Source organism: Bacillus cereus group sp. BcHK124 (genome assembly GCF_027712065.1).
Classification (GTDB): Bacteria; Bacillota; Bacilli; order Bacillales; family Bacillaceae_G; genus Bacillus_A; species Bacillus_A pacificus.
This window is the reverse complement of sequence record NZ_JAQFPJ010000012.1, coordinates 39,042-58,489: the sequence shown is the minus strand read 5'-3', so window position 1 is coordinate 58,489 and position 19,448 is coordinate 39,042. Positions and strand designations below refer to the sequence as shown.

Sequence of the window (19,448 nt, the reverse complement as noted above, 5' to 3'; positions counted from 1 at the left end):
CTGTATTATTATTTTACCACGAATGCCTATAAAAAACCTAAAAAAACGAACAGATATTCGGTAAAGTTTTCGACAATATATAGAAAAAGGAAGGAGAGTACACTTCCTTCCTTATCAAATCTTCTTCCGCATGAACAAACAGTAAGCACCACACTGATTAAGATTCCACTTCATTTAAAATCAGCTCTTTTTCCTACTGTCATCCTCTCCTATACGAAACTATTGGCATACTAAAAAGCTACTTCCCCTAAGAAAGTAGCTTCTTGTTCCCTTTCTCCTTCTTCGGAAAAAGAACATATGAAAATGAAATAGCTGCATCCACTAAAAGTATAATCGCCCAAACTTGGCTAACCCGACTCGCTGCTTTATTTAAAACAATTCCCGTTTCTAACCAATTACGCCATTGTTCAACCGGAGCAAGACCGTACAGAAAGAAAAAGAAAATATGCACAACAACAAACAAACTAAGGTGCAATACCCAATTTTTTATTTCCTGCTTCGCATAAGCCATACCTGTTAATTCTACCTGTTCTTCTATAATAGGCGCCGGCTCATTTCGCCATTTGGCAACTAGCTTTTGCGCAAATATATCAAGCTTCTTCAAATCCTTTTTCCCGTAAAAGACTGCATACAATAAAATGATTACCGTAATAATTTGAAAGTTAGAGAACTTTCCTGTTTGATAGTAATCCACTACTCCTAAAGTTAAAATAAACACTTCATTTATGAGTAGTACAATCCCCATAATAAAACTCGCCTTTTTCAAACGGAATCCGTAACGGAGTAAAAAGAAACCGATAGCTGATAACCAAAATACAATCTCTGCCCCAATTAAAAAATACCAACGATATTCTGCAAGTATACTCATTTATCCTTCTCCTTTTCATCATATATACGAAAAGCTTCATCCATATATAATAAAAGTTCTTCTTCGATTGGATACATGCTCATTTTCTGGGAATCTTCTTTCGATTTTCTAACTTCCCATAACTTATCTAAAAACGCTTCGTCACCATTAGCCATTTCTAAACACTTCTGCATTAATCTCTTCGTTGCCCCTTGTACCTCATCATTTGCAGCTTCTTTACCATCTTTCATAAAAGTGCGAAATTGCTTTAATAAATCTACCCACTCTAAAACATTCGGATCTTCTTCACTCATATTCGGCAAATTCTGAAGCAATTTTTGTTCTTCCTTTGAAAACACTTCATTTTGAAATATTTCACGTATACGAGAAGACTGTTTCGAAAGCTGAATTAATTCAAACATAACTTTCCAATCGAGCTCTCCCTCTACATCTACCGAATAAACAACCGCTTGTAAAACACGCTCCATTCGATTAAATTTCTTTTGTTCTTCCTGTACAAATCGAAGTTGTTTTTCAAGAGAATTCTTTAAATCCAACTCACCTTTTACTAACATATTCGCAGTTTCTTTTAACGAAAATCCCATTTCCTTTAAAAATAAAATTTGTTGCAAACGAATAACGTCCGCTTCACTATATAACCGATGTCCACCCTCTGTTTTACCACTCGGCTTTAATAAATCTATTTGATCATAATAACGTAATGTGCGTACTGTTATCCCTGTTTCTTTCGTCAATTGTTGAATTGAAATCACTATCATCACCTCTTCTCCTTCATTATAAAAGATGACGTTACGTAACTTTCAAGTGTTTTGTAAAAAAAATACAAAAGGCTGTTTATACGCTTCGTATAAACAGCCTTTACGGAAATAACCCCTTTTGCACAGCACGACCACAAAATAAAATAAGTGCTCCGACAACAACGCTCGTTGCTGTTTTATGATAATGAGCTGAAACTAATAAATAATACGATAAACCTACAGTACCAAGCATAATACAAATACTCGGCACTGGATTATGAGAGAAGTTCTGCATTCCCCAAAACAAAGCAAAAATAGCTGTAGCGACACATAATACCGGTAATCCCATCCCAGTTCCCCTTTTTCTATCTATTCCTTGTTGCTAACACGCTCGTCGATGCCATACTTATTAATAGACCAAAAATAGCAATATATAATAACTCATTTACATGTACTACTGGCCTGTCTAAATATTTATTTACACAAAGATACATAATGAATAAGAACACGAAGCTTGTCATAACTCCAGCGTAAATATTTCTTCCACCTTCACTCCAAAATATTTGGCGATTTTTAAGGATAACTCTAGACTCGGGTTGTAATGATGGTTTTCAATCGCCACGATTGTCTGCCGTGTCACCTGCATCGCCTTTGCCATTTCAACTTGCGTTATATGATGTTGCTTTCTTAATTCTTTAATTTTATTTTTTACACCCATAGGCTCCACCTTCAAAAGTAAAGATATCTTTACTTTAATTATGAATATTTTCCAAATACAAGTAAAGATATCTTTACAAATTTTAGAAAAACGTCTCATTAAACATCTACTCTAACAAAGTACAAAAGTAATTCAATTTATATCAGCGATTTTTCAAATATATCAGCGCAACTGAAATTATATCGGCGATTTCCCAAATATATCAGTGCAACTCCATTTATATCAGCGATTTTTCGAATATATCGACTTACCGACAAATACCGACATTCGTAGCAAGGTAAACATAAGAAAAAGCTGCCCCCAAATATACCTTCGGGAACAGCTCTCTCCTTTACTACATAAATCCTAACGCATATACAAGAACATATCCAAGCACCGATAAGCAAACCGAGCCAATTAGCCCTGCCACGAATGCTTTGCTTCCTAACTTACGGAACGTTTTAAACTCTACATTTAAACCAAGCCCCGCCATCGCCATTGCGATAAGCATATAAGCGATGACTACAATATATCCCGCAACAACTTCTGGAATAATCCCGAGCGAATGCACTGCACTCATCGCTAAAAATCCGAAAATGAACCACGGAATTGGAAGGTCGCGCCATGATCTTTTTTCCCTGCTTCCTTCACTCTTACCAAACCATAATCCAATTAAAACCGCTACTGGTACAAGCATTGCAACGCGCGTTAACTTCACGATAACTGCGATGTCTACAGCCGCGCTTCCTCCTGGCGCCGCAGCTGCGATGACATGAGCGATTTCATGCAGCGTGGCCCCTGAGAATACACCGTAACCGTATGGAGATAGGCCAAGTACTGGATATAATAACGTATAAATAAGAGTAAATATTGTACCTAAAATCGCAATGATTGCAGCCCCAACTGCCGTTTCATCATCTTTTGCTTTCACTTGCGGCGCAATTGCCACGACCGCTGCCGCGCCGCAAATTGCTGTTCCACATGCTGTTAGAATCCCAAGTTTCTTTTCTACCTTAAATACTTTCGTTAGTCCATATACAACGAAAATTGTAAATGTAATAACAACCGCAGCGATAACCAATACTTTCGGTCCCGCCTTCGCAATATCAACAAGATTTAATCGCATTCCAAGTAAGATGATCCCGAAGCGAAGTAATTTCTTACTCGCGAAATTCGTTCCTGCAATCGCATCATGAGGAACTCCAATTGCCGCACGCCAAACCATCCCAATTAGAATAGCAATTACTAATTGTCCCATAATATTTAAAAATGGAAGCTCCGCTAAATATTTCGCCACAATTGCGATTAATAATGTAATCCCAATCCCTTGCGAAAATCCAAAACGCTTCTTCTTTTGTATAACAAGTGTTTGTTCCACTTTGAACCACTCCAATAATCGTATTGGAACATGCATGTTCTTTCTACTTACATTATAAGAGAGTTTCTATAATAAGTTTAATACCAATACCAAATCTCTATCATCAGAAATACTTATGATAAGATGATAGAAAAAGAAAGGAGCAGATGATATGAACGTAGACATTTTAAAAATTTTTGTTACGGTTGTTGAACAGAAACACTTCTCTCGTGCAGCAGAATTATTAAACCTTTCACAGCCTGGCGTAAGTATGCACATTCGCAACTTAGAAAACGAATTTGGAACTACACTCATTCAGCGATCCCCGAAGCACGTTCAAGTGACCGAGGCCGGAAACATTTTATATATACATGCAAAGCAAATACTCTCTCTTTACGAAGACGCTAAGCAAGAAATTAACGAGCTACATAACGTTGTAACAGGAACACTTCGCATCGGTGCTAGTTTTACAATTGGCGAATACTTACTCCCGAAAATATTAGCTAATTATGCCAATGAAAATCCACGCGTCGAAGTCCATACCTTTATCTCAAATACAGAAGACGTTTTGCAAAGTCTTCGATCTAATCAAATTGATATCGGCTTAGTGGAAGGGCAAGTCGTATACGCCGACGTTGACGTTGAAACATTTATGCAAGATGAAATGAAACTCGTCGTCCCGCCAAATCATCCACTGCTCGACACAAAGGAAGTGAATGAAAGGACACTCCAAGATCAAGTGTGGGTATTAAGAGAAAGTGGTTCCGGAACACGTGCTTATAGCGATCGCTTTATTCATCAACACCATTTAAAAATGAAACGATTCTTTACCTTTAGTAGTATCCAAAGCGTAAAGGAAGCTGTCGCTGCCGGGCTTGGCATCGCTATACTTTCTGATTGGACTGTACGGAAAGAGCTACTGGCAAAAGAACTATTCCACGTCGAAATTCCAAATGAACAACTCATCCGTCCATTCTCCATCGTGCGCGGCAAATATTTTATTCCGTCTAAAGCTATTCAAGTGTTTTTAAATCATGTAGATTACTTTGCGAAAAAACAGATTTGACCTTCACATTAGTGTGAAGGTTTACAATACATGTAAAAGGAGTGAAACGCATTGCGAATTGGGGAGTTATCAAAAGAAACTGGCGTTAGCGAAAGATCACTAAGACATTACGAAGAAAAGGGATTACTCCCTTCGAAGCGCCTCGCAAATGGCTATCGTGATTTTGACGAAAGTGCCATCGAAAAAGTGGAGCTTATTCAAATGTACTTACAAATTGGCTTAAATTTAGAAGAGACGGCAAGGATGCTGCGCTGCCTTGAAATTGAACCGCACTTATACGACAATCCGTGCAGCAGCATCCTTACGCTTTATGAAGATAAACTTAATGAAGTAACAAAGCAAATTTCATTGCTTTCCAATATTCAAACGAATTTGCAAAAACACGTTTCACTCCTAAAAAAAGCAAAAGAAAAGGAATGATTACATGTTTGTTATACACGGCAGTTCAAGACAAAATGGAAATACGGAAGCTTTAACACATATGATGATTGATGGAATTGAAACAGAACAAATTTATTTACGTGATCACACAGTCTATCCTATTACAGATCAGCGTCATGATGCAGGAGGATTCCAACCTGTAGATGATGACTACGAGCAGTTAACGAAGCGCATGTTAGAGCACGACACAATTATCTTTGCTACACCATTATATTGGTACGGGATGAGTGGTCATATGAAAAACTTCATCGATCGCTGGTCACAAAGCTTGCGTGATACATCCCTTCATTTCAAAGAAAAAATGAAAGGCAAAAAAATGTACGTTGTTATCGTTGGCGGCGATAATCCGAAACTAAAAGCATTACCGCTTATCTCCCAGTTCCAATACATCTTTGATTTTGTTGGTTCATCATTTGAAGGTTATATTATTGGGGATGCGAATGGATTAAATGAAATTCAAAATGATGCTGAGGCGCTAGCGAAAGCACAAATTTATAATAACGAATTCAAAAATCACAAGCTGAAATAAGTTTGACAAACTCATTTGTATGCGCATACAATAAAAGTAATATTATGAAAGGAAGGTACTTTGACCAATGAAGTTCTAATTCTCTTATTTATTTCATCCATCACAAATAGTGAACAAAAATGATGAAAACTAGCAGAGGATTAGTCTGTCCATTTGTCGATACTTTCTTTCGAAACGATCATGTGAAAAATCGTTTATTTATGTACGATTTTTACATGCAAGGACGACATTTATCCTCTCTAGTGAAACTAGGGAGGTTTTTTTATGACTATTTTATTCGCACGTAATATTGAAAAAAGCTTTGGTGATCGTACACTATTTACGTTACCATCACTGGAAATTCAATCACAGGATCGCATAGGAATTGTCGGAGTCAACGGTGCTGGTAAATCTACGTTATTACAAATATTAAGTAAAGAAATAGAAGCTGACAAAGGCATAGTAACTCATCATAGTTCTATCAGCATCATTCCTCAGCTTAGCGAAGAACTACCAGAAACCGCTTCTTCTCTCGCAAAAGGAAAATGGTGCATTTCAAACGTTACAGATTCAATGAGCGGCGGTGAACGAATGCGTCTAAAGATTGCCCACGCTCTTGAACAGAATGCAGGCATTTTATTCGCTGATGAACCAACAAGCCACTTAGATATGACCGGTACAGAACAATTAGAAAAGGCACTTTTATCTTATAAAGGGGCACTTGTTTTAATATCACATGATCGTGACTTTTTAGATGCAATATGTACAAAAATCATCGAAATCGAAGACGGCACTATTCAAGAGTATAAAGGTAATTATTCAAACTATCGCAAGCAAAAAGAACGTGAGCGAATACAAAAACAAGCAGAATATGAGCAATATGTACAAGAAAAAAATCGTTTAGAGCAGTCCATTTTACAAAAAAAGCAACGTGCTTCTAGCATGACAAAAATCCCAACACGGTTCAGTTCATCTGAATCTAAACTGTATAAATTAAGTGGGGCTCATGGCCAAGAACAGGTTAGTAAAGCAGCGAAAGCATTAGAAACACGTCTTGAAAAACTAGAAAAGAAGGAAAAGCCAAAGGATCTTTCTCAAGCTCAGTTTGACGTGCAATACCATACACCCATTCATAGTAAAGTGGCATTACAGTTTAATAAAGCAACAAAGAAAATAGATGACCGCACACTATTCAAAAATATGAACGGAACGATTGTCCCTGGTGCAAAGCTTGCTATTTTAGGGGCAAACGGAAGTGGAAAAACGACCCTGTTCAACATGCTTCTTGCAAACGAGCGTGGCATTCAGCTTTCGAAAAGTTGTAAGATTGGGTACTTTGAACAAACACTATCCATTTTAAAAACGGATAAAACCATTTTAGAAAATGTGCTAGAAGAAACAAACTATACAGAGTCGTTCGTTCGCACAATACTTGCACGGCTTCTATTCCGCCGTGAAGATGTTCATAAACCTGTGCACGTTCTAAGCGGGGGCGAGCGAATGAAGGTTGCACTCGCAAAAGTATTTTTAGGAAACTATAATATGCTTCTGCTTGATGAACCGACAAACTATTTAGACTTAGCAACACAAGAAGAATTAGAAAGCATGTTACAAGAATATCCTGGCACTATACTTTTTATTAGCCATGACCGTGCCTTTATTCGCTCTGTGGCAGACCATATTCTACAAGTAGACGAGAGTGAACCTAGAGTATTCCACGGTAATTACGAGCAATACACCAAGAGAACAACCGAGGATTCTGTAAACGTTACCGAACAAGAATTGTTACGATTACAAACAAAATTAACAGAAATCATCGGCCGAATTTCCATACCAAATCATCACGATGACATTAAATCTCTCGAACAAGAATACGAAACATTATTAATTGAAATCCGGAAATGTAAAGGAGCACTCTAATGTCTTCCCTATATATCGACGGGACCTTCCGCATTTCCCAAGAAATATTGAATCTTCGACATAGCATACAAAAAGCCGTGCATCAGCACGGCTTTTTACTTCAGATACGGACAGCAGTCCCGCTGACCGCAACCATTAGCATCCCTTCGCGAACCACTTCATAATCCACGTCGATACCAACAATTGCATTCGCATTTTTTTGTCTTGCGAAAGTTTTCATTTCTTCCATTGCGATGTCGCGCGCTTCTTTTAATTTACTTTCATAAGCGCCAGCACGACCACCGACAACGTCACGGACAGAGGCGAAGAGGTCACGAACGATATTCGCACCCATAATCGCTTCTCCATTGACGATATCGATATACTCAATAATTTCTTTTCCTTGAATTGTAGACGTTGTTGTTACAATCATACTTTATTACCTCCCATATGAGATTTTTACCTACTTATGGTGCACTAATTCCGTACAAATTATATTTACGAACTAAACTGAGCTTCGTATAACCTACTGTATCCCCCGCCTTGCTCAATTAATTCATCATGTGAACCTTGTTCTGCAATACCATCTTTATTTACAACGACGATGCGATCTGCATTTTTAATCGTTGCCAGTCTATGAGCGATAACTAACGTTGTACGACCGACAGATAGTTCAGCAAGTGATTTTTGAATCGCAAGTTCCGTCTCTGTGTCTAATGCGGAAGTCGCTTCATCTAATATTAAAATTGGCGGGTTTTTCAAGAACATACGAGCAATTGCTAGACGTTGTTTCTGTCCACCTGAAAGTTTCACACCGCGCTCACCAATAACGGTATCTAAACCGTCTCGTTGTGAGTAAATTAAGTCTTCTAATTGCGCACTTTTTACTGCCTGCCAAATTTCAGCTTCTGACGCCTTTAAATTTCCGTAAGCAATATTTTCACGAATCGTTCCAGAGAATAGGAACACGTCTTGCTGCACAATTCCAATTTGCTTACGAAGTGAAGATAACGTCATGTCTTTCGTATCAATACCATCAATTTGAATGGATCCAGATGATTGCTCATAAAAACGTGGTAATAAGCTACATAACGTCGTTTTTCCAGCTCCAGATGGTCCAACGAACGCAACTGTTTCACCTGCATGTATTTTCAAACTAATATCATTTAAAATCGGTTCTTTATTTTCATATCCGAACGTAATGTTGTTATATTGAATATCACCGTGTACATGTTTCACTTCCATCGCATCTTTAGAGTCCACAATATCTGGCTCTGTTTCAAGAAGCTCTACATACCTCTTAAAACCGGCAATCCCTTTCGGATAACTTTCGATTACCGCATTAATTTTTTCAATTGGGCGGAAGAAAATATTCGTTAATAGAACGAATCCGATAAATCCACCGTACGTTAATTCACCTTGCAGAACAAACCATGTACCGCATATTAAGACGAAGAGCGTTACGAGGCGCATGAGCATATAACTAATCGATGAATTTAACGCCATAATTTTATACGCCATTAATTTCGTTGTACGGAAACGAGCGTTGTTCACAGCAAATTGCTCTTTCTCAAACTTTTCATTTCCGAATGCTTGTACAACGCGAATACCACCAACGTTATTCTCAATACATGCATTGAAATCAGCAACGTCTGAGAATAAACGTCTAAACGTACCTGTCATTTTTTTGTTGAAGTAAAGTGCTAACCATAATAGGAATGGAATGACGAAGAACGTTAATAGCGCTAACTTCCAGTTGATCATCATCATAAATGAGAATGCCCCAACTAAAGTCATTACAGCGATAAATAAATCTTCTGGCCCATGGTGAGCAATTTCCCCAATTTCCATTAAATCGTTCGTAAGACGTGAAATTAAATGACCTGTTTTATTATTGTCAAAAAATCTGAATGATAGCTTTTGAATATGATCAAATAATTTCTGTCTCATATCTGTTTCAATGTTAACACCAAGCATATGTCCCCAGTATGTAACGACATATTGTAAACCTGCATTTAACATATACACTGCAAGTAAACCGAAACAAGCCCATAAAATAAGCGTCCAGTTTTGCCCTGGCAATAACTTATCAATAAATTGATTTACGATAAGCGGGAAGCCAAGTTCTAGTAATCCTGCGACGACTGCACAAGAAAAGTCGAGTATAAATAAACCTTTATACGGTTTATAGTAAGAAAAAAATTTACGTAGCATATCTTCCCTCCATTTTCCAAAATTAAAAAGACTCCCTAAATGATAACCATTATCAAATAATTATTCAAGTGATTCGACTATGAAACTAAAATGAGGTTTGCGATAGTTGTCGTTTTTTGCCGGAAAGTCGATATATTTGGATAATCGCTGATATATTTCAATAATCGCCGATATATCTCAAGTTGCGCTGATATATTCCGATAATCGCCGATATAAATTTCATGTACTATAACTACCGCCCATCTTACACAAAAAAGGCATCACCACAAGGTGATACCTTTTCTTCTATTACATCGCTTCCGAATCCCACTCATGCTCCTGCTGAACAAACACAATACCTAATTCGTGATGTCCACCAGCGTATAATGCCGTTTGAGCAAGACGAAGCTCTCCATTTGTATCTAATACTTCTAATTTACAAAATGCTCCTGTCGTCTTCGTTTGAAGCGCATCATAAAATTCCTCAGCACTTCTTGGAATGACTCCATTTACTTTCGTAATCATTTCTCCAGGCAGTAAATTCAGCTCTGCTCCAATTGTATTTGGAATTGTATCTAGTACAACGAGTCCATCATTACGTGCAGCGAAGTACGCTGGTCTTGTTTCATCCGCAATTTTCTCTTGCATGGAAATTGTAAAACGTCCAAGCATTGCAACGCCCATTGCAATAATGGCAAGTACGTGCCACCAATAACTTGCGATTCCTAAAACAAGCACAAGTCCTGCTAATCCGTACACACGTCTTCCTGTAAATAATAAAGCTTCCGTCGGCTCATAACTTCTAATCCTTCTCATAAATCCAATTAAAAATGGAACGAGGAATAAAGAATATGTATCAGAACCGATTGAAACGACAGGCCACCATGAAATAAACTGCGTTACTGCGTCACCTGGTACAAGAATAAAAATAGGAACGATCCATAAACGCTTTGATTCGTGTAAACCAATCTTTAATCCGCGCTTCCCCTTCCTAATCTTCGGCGTCGAATATCCTACTGCATTTTTAGAAATCAACAAGCCCTCTACAACGAGCATGATGCCTAGCAAAATAGCAAGGGATACGATTGTATTCTCTTCACCTTCTCCAAGCTGTAAGAAAGAAACTGGTAGCTTAGAAGATAATAGAACACATACAATCGCGATACTAAACGTATAAGCCGCTGATAAATATCGATACATAGCAGTTAATCCAAATAGTAACGTCCAAAGTAAAATGGCCCATAAGCTCGCCTTAGAAACAACAAGTCCGAGCCCAATCGTAATGATAGATACGATTAATCCGTATTTAACTCCCGCCAATAAAGATGTTCGCAGTTCAAACCAAATATCATAAACTTTAAAAGAAAAATCTTTTCGTTCTCGTAACATACGTAAGTATCCAACGAAGATACTACTTATTAAAAATACATAGACAGCAGGGTGTAAGAAAAAACGTCCAACTGCCCGCATTATTTCAAAAATCCATGCCTCCACGAACCCATTCACCACCATTTATATCATTCTTTCTTTTTATATTATCATAACTGGACAAACGTTTGTTTAACACAAAAAAATACAGGCAGCAAACCGCCTGTATTTCTTTTTACTTCGCCATTAATTTTAATGCTGACTGTAATTGTAGATCATTTTCTCCAGAACGGATTTTTTCAATAATTTTCGTTTGAATCGCCTCAGCTGTCTTTTTATCGAGCTGTCCTGTCGCTTCCATCTTATTCGCATTTTGGAATGCTTTCAGTGCTGATTCTGTCTCTTTACTAAAGTAGCCATCTTCACGTCCTGGTACATATCCTAAACTCTTAAGCATTTCTTGGGCATGTTTTACTTGTACATCATTTGCATTGTATGAAAGTGTCTTTTCAATTTGAATTGGTGTCGCATGATAATAATCTGGTTGTTTCACTTCTACAGTTGGCTTGATTCCTTTTTTATGAATCCAGTTTCCATCCGGTGTTAACCATTTGAACATCGTTAATTTGATATTGCTGCCATCTTTAAATGGAACAGCTTGCTGAACAGTACCTTTGCCAAACGTTTTTTCACCAATTAAATCGTATCCTTCTCCCTCTTTTAGCGCACCCGCTAAAATCTCTGAAGCAGAAGCACTTCCATTATCAATTAATACTGAAATTGGATATGGCTTTCTCTCTTTTAGTTCCGTAGAGAATTTCTTCTTCTCACCATTTCTTTGCTCTACTTGTAGCATCGGCTTTTTATCCGTCATAATTTCTCCTAGTATCTCTTCTACACTATTTAAGTAGCCACCTGGATTACCACGTACGTCAATAACTAAGCCTTTTATGTTTTTCTTCTCTAACTCTTTTAACTGATCCTTAAATTCTTTCGCTGTATTTTCAGCAAAAGAAGTGATTTGCATATAACCGATATCTTTTCCACTCTCTTGTTTCACGGAGCTAAACACTGTGAAGATTGGAATTTTTTCACGCTTAATTTTAAATACAATCGGATCAGCTACTCCTGCACGCTTAATTTCAATCGCAACAGTCGTTCCTTTTTTACCACGAATCTTTAATACTGCTTCTTCACGTGATAAATCTTTCACACTATTTCCATCTACAGATAAAATTTGGTCATTCGGTTTAACTCCAATCTTTTCTGCTGGTGAGCCTTTAATTGGAGATACGATAATAAGCTTACCGTCCGTTTTGTTCACCTCAGCCCCAATCCCTTCTAACTCGGGATCAAGCGATTCACTAAACTGTTTAGCCGTTTCTTTATCCATATACGTGGAATAAGGGTCCTTCAGCGTAGACAACATGCCTTGTATTGCACCTTCGACTAATTTTTCATCTTTCACGTCTTCCACATAACGTGAATCAATTAGTGCATACGCCTCATTAATTTTTGCCAAATTCCCTTGCGCAGTGCTAGCGTTTCCATTCGAAATTGTTTGCGTTACTTCTGCTGGGTTAACCCCAAATAAAGACATACCTGCAAACATTCCGCCAGCACCAATTAAAAATGCAACAACCATTCCAATAATTGCAACTCTACGTTTCAATGCGGAATTCCCCTTTCCAAAACACACAGGTGGTGTAGCAAAAGGCATCACACAGTGTGTGATGCCTTTACCTATTTCTACTATATGATAAGCTTGTACGAATTATGTTTGCAACTTTTTATACTTTTAAGAAGCGACGAATTGACATTACACTTCCCCACATACCGATTAAAGCCCCGATTAACACTAGTAAACCAGCTAATTGGAATACGAATGGGCTGTATGGTAGAAGTTCGAAAATTGTTCCGCCAAGTTTTTCGTTAAACACACCTTGCAACGAATTATACGTAACTAGAATTAAGCCAATTGGAATAATTGATCCTAATACTCCTAGGAATAATCCCTCTAATAAGAACGGCCAACGAATAAACCAGTTTGTTGCACCTACAAGTTTCATAATTTCGATTTCTGTACTACGAGCATAAATTGTAATTTTAATTGTATTAGAGATTAAGAACATCGCTGTGAATAAAAGACCAGCAATTAACACAATCCCGATGTTACGACCAGTTTTTACAGTATCAAATAATCGTTCAACTTGCCCTTTTCCGTACTGAACATTACTTACAAACTGCATTTTTTCAATCTTTTTCGCAATTGTTGCTGTATCTGTTGGTTCTTTTGCTTTTACAACGAATACGTTTTTAAGTGGGTTATCTTGTTCAAATAACTCAAATGTCTTTCCGCTATCGCCTAAGCTTTTAATTAAACGTTTTAACTCTTCTTCTTTAGAAGAATATTTAATAGAGTCTACTTTTGCAATCTTACTCATATCATCTTCTAATTTCTTTTGATCAGCTTCTTTTGCTGCTGGATCAATGTGTACACGAATTTCTACATCTTGCTCTACTTTCGTCGCAAAATGGTTCATATTCATAATCGCTGTTAAAAAGACACCTACAAGTAATAATGTAACTGTTACTGCACTAACAGAAGCAAACGTCATCCATCCGTTACGTGATAGATTCTTTACACCTTCTCGCAAATGTCGACTAAGGGTCTTAGCCTTCATATCCGTATCCTCCCTCCATCTCATCTCGAACAATTTTTCCGCCTTCAATCGCGATTACACGATGACGGATTGTATTTACGATATCTGCGTTATGTGTCGCCATAACGATCGTTGTACCACGCTCATTAATGCGCGTGAAAATCTTCATAATATCAAGAGCTGTTTCAATATCTAAGTTACCTGTTGGCTCATCGGCAATTACAACCTTTGGTCTATTAACAATTGCTCTCGCAATCGCAACACGTTGCTGCTCCCCGCCTGAAAGTTCGCTTGGAAGTGCGTCTGCACGATCTTCAAGACCTACAAGACCTAACACTTCTGTTACACGCTCACGAATTGCATCTGGCTCTTCTTCAATTACTTCTAAGGCAAACGCAACATTCTCATATACCGTTAATTTAGGTAGTAATTTAAAGTCTTGGAAAATCACGCCTAATTGACGACGGAAATATGGAACGTCTCTTTCTGCTAATGACTCGATAGTAAGACCATTTACATTAATTGATCCTGTAGATGGCTTCTCTTCACGATACATCATTTTAATAAATGTAGATTTTCCGGCTCCACTCGGTCCAACTACGTATACAAACTCGCCTTGTTTAATGTTAACTGTGAGACCAGCAATGGCTTTCATACCATTCGGGTACTCCTTATAAACATTCGTCATTTTTATCATTATTTATCACCCAATACTTAATGATTTTTTTCGAAATACTTTTCTGTACATTTGAAAATAAAAGCTAAACCTTTATTCTCTTTTAAACCACTCTTGTTGAAGGTAGTCTACTTATACTCTTTTTCTAAGCAATACTACTCTATGTAATATATTTCAGCAAAATTCTACAAACCTCATTGTAACATCAAACGGTTTCCAGTTTGGATACATTTTTGTTACAGTTATGTTACATTCCAAAAAAAGGGAAACGAGTTGATTATATGAATCAACTCGTCCATTTTACCCCTTTTTATTTATGTTCAGCTAACCACTCAGCTACTTTTTTCGCATCTTCACCTTGAATAAGTCCTGGCGACATTGAACCGCGACCTTTTTTAATAATTTCTTCGATATCTGCAGCGTCGTACTTCCCGCCTACTTTTCTTAAATCAGGTCCAGTTGCTCCTGATAAATCTGTTGCGTGACACCCAGCACAACTTCTTTGGAAAATTTGTTCTGCACTGTCTGTACTTGCAGACTGGTTCGAAGGCTTACTCTCTTCTTTATTTCCACACGCTCCTAAAGCAAAAACGACTGATGTTCCTAGCGCAATAGCCAATAATTTCTTTTTCACTTCTATCGCTCCCCATTGTTGATATTCTTTTCATTCCTAACACACTCATTTTCATTATAAGCATTATCTTTATATAGAAAAACTAAGGTATATTTCATATTCTTCAAAAATAAAGTGAGAACCCTAATGATATAAAGCTTTTATAAGTTGTTTCAATTCTGTGAACAACTTATAAACTTCTATAAAGGATTCTTTTTGAACGGGAATTTAGAAAAATTCTGTAGAAAGCCTTACTCTATTGCCAATCTGTTTTACTATTTTCTACTTTTTACAAAACAATATACAACATTGTATGCTACATATAATCCCATCAAAAAGAGAAGTTGTCGTTTCCAACTTCTCTTCCTCTGTACTTCATCCATATAAATAAAATAGCACTCTTTATGTCCTCTATATCCTCAACGTGCGCCAACAATTTTGTTGGCTTTTTTTCACTTAGCTTATTAGATGCGAGAACGTAAGTAAGCATCAATAAATGGATCAATTTCTCCATCCATAACTGCTTGCACATTACCGACCTCTGTATTTGTACGGTGGTCTTTCACAAGAGAATATGGGTGGAATACGTAAGAACGGATTTGGCTACCCCATCCGATTTCTTTTTGTTCTCCGCGAATTTCATCTAACTCCGCTTGTTGCTCTTCTAATTTCTTTTGATATAATTTCGCTTTTAACATCTTCATCGCATGCTCACGGTTTTTAATTTGAGAACGCTCTGACTGACACGTTACAACCGTATTTGTCGGTGTATGCGTAATACGAACTGCTGAATCTGTCGTATTAACGTGCTGTCCACCCGCTCCACTTGCACGATACGTATCAATTTTCAAGTCTTCTGTACGCACTTCAATTTCAACTTCATCATTGAACTCAGGTACAACTTCACAAGATACGAACGATGTATGACGACGGCCTGAAGAATCGAATGGTGAAATACGTACAAGACGATGTACACCTTTCTCAGCTTTTAAGTAACCGTAAGCGTTATGACCTTTAATTAATAAAGTAACGCTCTTAATACCAGCTTCATCACCTGGTAAGTAGTCAACAGTTTCTACTTTAAACCCACGTTTTTCAGCCCAACGTGTGTACATACGTAGTAACATAGAGCCCCAGTCTTGTGACTCTGTTCCACCAGCACCTGGGTGTAATTCTAAAATGGCGTTATTTTTATCATAAGGATCGCTAAGTAGTAACTGCAGCTCATACTCATTCATTTCTTGAATTAAGCCTTTTACTTCTGATTCAAGTTCCTCATGTAAATCTTCATCATACTCTTCTTTTAAAAGCTCATGCGTAATTTCTAGGTTTTCGAACGTCTCATCTAGCTGACGGAACTTTCCAACCATATCTTTCAGTGCATTTGCTTCGTTAATTACAGCTTGTGCGCCTTGTTGGTCATCCCAAAATCCTGCGCCCATCATTTTCTCTTCTAATTCTGCAATTTGTTTCTCCTTAGTAGGGAGGTCAAAGAGACCCCCTAAAAGCCGCTAATCTCTTAGCCATTTTCTCTAATTCCTGTCTAATTTCTACTAATTCCATTTCCTTCACCTCTATGTAATTGCTGTTACTTTCGTATGAAAACAAGGGAAACTCTCTCCACTTATGACGGAGAGAGTTTAATCCTTCTTAATTATACATTTTTGATGTAAAAGTTTGCAAAGCAGCCTAGGCTACCGCCCTATATTACTTCCCAATGCCACAGCAGTTTTTATATTTTTTACCGCTACCACATTTACATAAATCGTTGCGGCCCACTTGGTCACCTTTTACAACTGGTTTTTTCTTCGCCTCTTCGCCATCGCTAGATGGGTGAACAGCTTCACCTTGAACAACTTCTTGACGCTCTAAGTTTTGTTCAATTTCAGCTTTCATAATGTAACGAGAAATTTCCTCTTCAATAGAAGCAATCATTGATTCGAACATTGCGAACCCTTCCATTTGATACTCACGAAGTGGATCAATTTGACCGTAAGCACGTAAATGAATACCTTCACGAAGGTGATCCATCGCATCGATATGCTCTGTCCATTTCGTATCTACAACACGGAATACAACAACTTTTTCGAATTCACGCATTTGCTCTTCTGGCATAAGCTTCTCTTTTTCGTTGTAACGCTCTATTAATTTCGCGATAATTGGCTCGCTCATTTCCTCTGGAGCAAGGCGACGTAATTCTTCTTCTTTCACATCTCCTTCTTGCAGAAGGTTTGTATTTAAGTAGTCAACAAGACCTTTAATGTTCCAATCTTCTTCAATTTCCTCTTGTGTATGAAGTGCAACCGCACGCTCTACTGTAGATTTCATCATACCTTCAATAATACCGCGTAAGTTCTCAGACTCCATTACCTCTTGACGCTGTTTGTAAATAACTTCACGTTGCTGACGAAGTACATCATCGTATTGTAGTAACTGCTTACGTGCATCATAGTTATTTCCTTCTACACGTTTTTGCGCAGATTCTACTGCACGAGAAACCATTTTACTTTCGATTGGCTGAGAATCATCCATACCAAGGCGATCCATCATCGCTTTCATATTATCAGAACCGAAGCGACGCATTAGTTCATCTTCCATTGATAAGTAGAACTGCGTAACACCTGGGTCCCCTTGACGACCAGCACGACCACGTAACTGATTATCAATACGACGACTTTCGTGACGCTCTGTACCGATAACGGCTAAACCAACGTTTTTCACATCGTCTCCAAGCTTAATATCTGTACCACGACCTGCCATGTTCGTCGCAATCGTTACAGCGCCTTTTATACCTGCTTCTGCAATGATATCCGCTTCACGCGCATGGTTTTTCGCATTTAAGATGTTATGACGTACACCTTTACGCGTTAACATTTTTGAAATAAGTTCTGACGTTTCAATCGCAACTGTACCGACAAGAACTGGTTGCCCTTGTTTATGACGATTTACAATATCCTCAACAACAGCATTAAATTTACCTTCCATTGATTTGAAGATTAAATCTGCACGGTCATCACGAATAATCGGTTTGTTCGTTGGAATTACGATAACGTTCATATTGTAAATGTTACGGAATTCCTCTTCCTCTGTTTTCGCTGTACCAGTCATACCAGATAACTTTTCGTACATACGGAAGTAGTTCTGGAATGTAATTGTCGCAAGCGTCATACTTTCATTTTGAATTTCTACGCCTTCTTTTGCCTCGATAGCTTGGTGTAACCCTTCGCTATAACGACGACCTTTCATAAGACGACCAGTAAATTGGTCTACAATTACGATTTCGCCTTCTTGTACAACATAATCTGTATCACGATGCATAACAACGTGCGCACGAAGTGCCTGATTAATATGGTGAAGAAGCGCTACATGTTTTAAATCAAATAAGTTTTCAATATGGAAAGCTTTCTCCGCTTTCGTAATACCATCTTCTGTTAACATTACATTTTTCGTCTTCACATCAAATGAATAATCTTTTTCATTTTCTAACGTACGAACGAATGCATTTGCAAACATGTACAGCTCTGTTGATTTTTGAGCTTGTCCAGAAATAATAAGTGGCGTACGCGCTTCATCGACTAAGATAGAATCGACTTCATCGATAATAGCAAAGTGCAGTGGGCGTTGAACGCACTGCTCTTTATATAAAACCATGTTGTCACGTAAGTAATCGAATCCAAGCTCATTATTTGTGCTATACGTAATATCAGCAGCATAAGCCTCTTGTTTCTCTTCGCGTGACATACTGTTTAAATTAATTCCTACTGTTAATCCTAGGAACTCATGAAGTTGTCCCATTTCGCTCGCATCACGTTGTGCTAAGTATTCATTGACTGTAACAACGTGAACACCTTTTCCTGTTAAAGCATTTAAATATACAGGTAATGTAGATGTTAACGTTTTACCTTCACCCGTTTTCATCTCAGAGATATTCCCTTCATGTAAGGCAATACCACCCATTAACTGTACACCATACGGACGCATTCCAAGAACACGAGTCGCAGCTTCACGAACAACCGCAAAAGCTTCAGGTAGTAGATCATCTACTGTTTCACCTTTTGTTAGACGTTCTTTAAATTCAAGCGTCTTCCCTTTTAATTGTTCATCAGTTAATGGCTTAATAGATGACTCTAATGCATCAATTTGCTCAACTGTCTTCTGCATACGTTTAATTTGGCGTTGATTTACATCAAACACCTTTTTTAAAATACCGATCATAGGAAATACGCTCCTCTTTTTATTAAAATAAAACTTCCGATTGTTTTTTCTTTTTCTCTATTACAATCAGTCGTTATAAAAATCAAATGTATGTTATGCCAATTTTTCTCCTAATTAAAAAAACTAAAATGTATATACCTAATGATA

18 protein-coding genes and 1 pseudogene are annotated in these 19,448 nt (G+C 37.7%); 4 read left to right on the top strand and 15 right to left on the bottom strand.

The window, feature by feature from the left end; translation table 11 throughout:
• Nucleotides 1–247 precede the first annotated feature (247 nt).
• The 6 genes and pseudogenes from PDK19_RS17855 to PDK19_RS17830 form a co-directional block, all read right to left on the bottom strand.
• Nucleotides 248–868, bottom strand: coding sequence for a hypothetical protein (locus PDK19_RS17855; RefSeq protein ID WP_262721452.1), 621 nt, complete (start codon nt 866–868; stop codon nt 248–250).
• Nucleotides 865–1,626: a MerR family transcriptional regulator gene (locus PDK19_RS17850; RefSeq protein ID WP_000635520.1), complete on the bottom strand. Its 762-nt coding sequence runs from the start codon at nt 1,624–1,626 to the stop codon at nt 865–867. Before PDK19_RS17850 ends, PDK19_RS17855 begins: the two co-directional genes overlap by 4 nt.
• A gap of 100 nt (nt 1,627–1,726) precedes the next feature.
• Complete coding sequence (locus tag PDK19_RS17845) at nt 1,727–1,954, bottom strand: hypothetical protein (RefSeq protein WP_000524119.1); 228 nt, start codon at nt 1,952–1,954, stop codon at nt 1,727–1,729.
• Between the two features lie 16 nt (nt 1,955–1,970).
• A pseudogene (locus tag PDK19_RS17840) lies at nt 1,971–2,135 on the bottom strand (ATPase); the annotation flags it as partial.
• Nucleotides 2,123–2,323 carry a helix-turn-helix transcriptional regulator gene (locus PDK19_RS17835; protein ID WP_000538360.1) on the bottom strand — a complete coding sequence of 67 codons (201 nt, stop codon included), beginning with the start codon at nt 2,321–2,323 and terminating at the stop codon, nt 2,123–2,125. The pseudogene PDK19_RS17840 and the gene PDK19_RS17835, both read right to left, overlap by 13 nt.
• 334 nt (nt 2,324–2,657) lie before the next feature.
• Nucleotides 2,658–3,680: a YeiH family protein gene (locus PDK19_RS17830; RefSeq protein ID WP_000438448.1), complete on the bottom strand. Its 1,023-nt coding sequence runs from the start codon at nt 3,678–3,680 to the stop codon at nt 2,658–2,660.
• Nucleotides 3,681–3,831: 151 nt separating this feature from the next.
• Between PDK19_RS17830 and PDK19_RS17825 the strand changes: the two genes are divergently transcribed.
• From PDK19_RS17825 to abc-f, 4 genes are all read left to right on the top strand, one after another.
• The gene (locus tag PDK19_RS17825; protein WP_270707757.1) at nt 3,832–4,725 is read left to right on the top strand and encodes a LysR family transcriptional regulator; all 894 of its coding nucleotides are present in this window, start codon (nt 3,832–3,834) and stop codon (nt 4,723–4,725) included.
• Nucleotides 4,726–4,776: 51 nt separating this feature from the next.
• Entirely contained in the window at nt 4,777–5,145 is a 369-nt protein-coding gene (locus PDK19_RS17820) for a MerR family transcriptional regulator (protein WP_001219200.1), read from the top strand.
• A gap of 4 nt (nt 5,146–5,149) precedes the next feature.
• A complete protein-coding gene (locus PDK19_RS17815; RefSeq protein WP_000497604.1) occupies nt 5,150–5,695 on the top strand; it encodes a flavodoxin family protein in 546 nt (181 codons plus the stop codon).
• A gap of 264 nt (nt 5,696–5,959) precedes the next feature.
• Nucleotides 5,960–7,594, top strand: a complete 1,635-nt coding sequence (abc-f, locus tag PDK19_RS17810; RefSeq protein ID WP_074567477.1) for a ribosomal protection-like ABC-F family protein — start codon at nt 5,960–5,962, stop codon at nt 7,592–7,594.
• A 100-nt stretch (nt 7,595–7,694) separates the two neighbouring features.
• Here the strand turns inward: abc-f and PDK19_RS17805 are convergent, their stop codons facing one another.
• From PDK19_RS17805 to secA, 9 genes are all read right to left on the bottom strand, one after another.
• Nucleotides 7,695–8,006, bottom strand: coding sequence for a heavy metal-binding domain-containing protein (locus tag PDK19_RS17805; protein WP_000637523.1), 312 nt, complete (start codon nt 8,004–8,006; stop codon nt 7,695–7,697).
• Between the two features lie 65 nt (nt 8,007–8,071).
• The gene (locus PDK19_RS17800; RefSeq protein WP_000944623.1) at nt 8,072–9,787 is read right to left on the bottom strand and encodes an ABC transporter ATP-binding protein; all 1,716 of its coding nucleotides are present in this window, start codon (nt 9,785–9,787) and stop codon (nt 8,072–8,074) included.
• A 288-nt stretch (nt 9,788–10,075) separates the two neighbouring features.
• On the bottom strand, nt 10,076–11,278 hold the full coding sequence (locus tag PDK19_RS17795; protein ID WP_053090663.1) for a PDZ domain-containing protein: 1,203 nt from the start codon (nt 11,276–11,278) through the stop codon (nt 10,076–10,078).
• Between the two features lie 91 nt (nt 11,279–11,369).
• The gene (locus PDK19_RS17790; protein WP_442868813.1) at nt 11,370–12,806 is read right to left on the bottom strand and encodes a S41 family peptidase; all 1,437 of its coding nucleotides are present in this window, start codon (nt 12,804–12,806) and stop codon (nt 11,370–11,372) included.
• Between the two features lie 118 nt (nt 12,807–12,924).
• Nucleotides 12,925–13,818 carry a permease-like cell division protein FtsX gene (ftsX, locus tag PDK19_RS17785; RefSeq protein ID WP_000645019.1) on the bottom strand — a complete coding sequence of 298 codons (894 nt, stop codon included), beginning with the start codon at nt 13,816–13,818 and terminating at the stop codon, nt 12,925–12,927.
• Nucleotides 13,808–14,494 carry a cell division ATP-binding protein FtsE gene (gene ftsE, locus PDK19_RS17780; protein ID WP_000594318.1) on the bottom strand — a complete coding sequence of 229 codons (687 nt, stop codon included), beginning with the start codon at nt 14,492–14,494 and terminating at the stop codon, nt 13,808–13,810. The genes ftsX and ftsE overlap by 11 nt, the downstream gene beginning before the upstream one ends.
• A 289-nt stretch (nt 14,495–14,783) precedes the next feature.
• A complete protein-coding gene (gene cccB / locus PDK19_RS17775) occupies nt 14,784–15,107 on the bottom strand; it encodes a cytochrome c551 (RefSeq protein ID WP_000727968.1) in 324 nt (107 codons plus the stop codon).
• A 443-nt stretch (nt 15,108–15,550) separates the two neighbouring features.
• Nucleotides 15,551–16,649 (bottom strand): peptide chain release factor 2 gene (prfB, locus tag PDK19_RS17770; protein ID WP_096001716.1). Its coding sequence is split into 2 segments (ribosomal slippage): nt 15,551–16,576 and nt 16,578–16,649, totalling 1,098 coding nucleotides; the frame shifts between segments, so codons are not numbered across the junction.
• Nucleotides 16,650–16,793: 144 nt separating this feature from the next.
• A complete protein-coding gene (secA, locus tag PDK19_RS17765) occupies nt 16,794–19,301 on the bottom strand; it encodes a preprotein translocase subunit SecA (RefSeq protein ID WP_000579382.1) in 2,508 nt (835 codons plus the stop codon).
• Nucleotides 19,302–19,448: the final 147 nt, after the last annotated feature.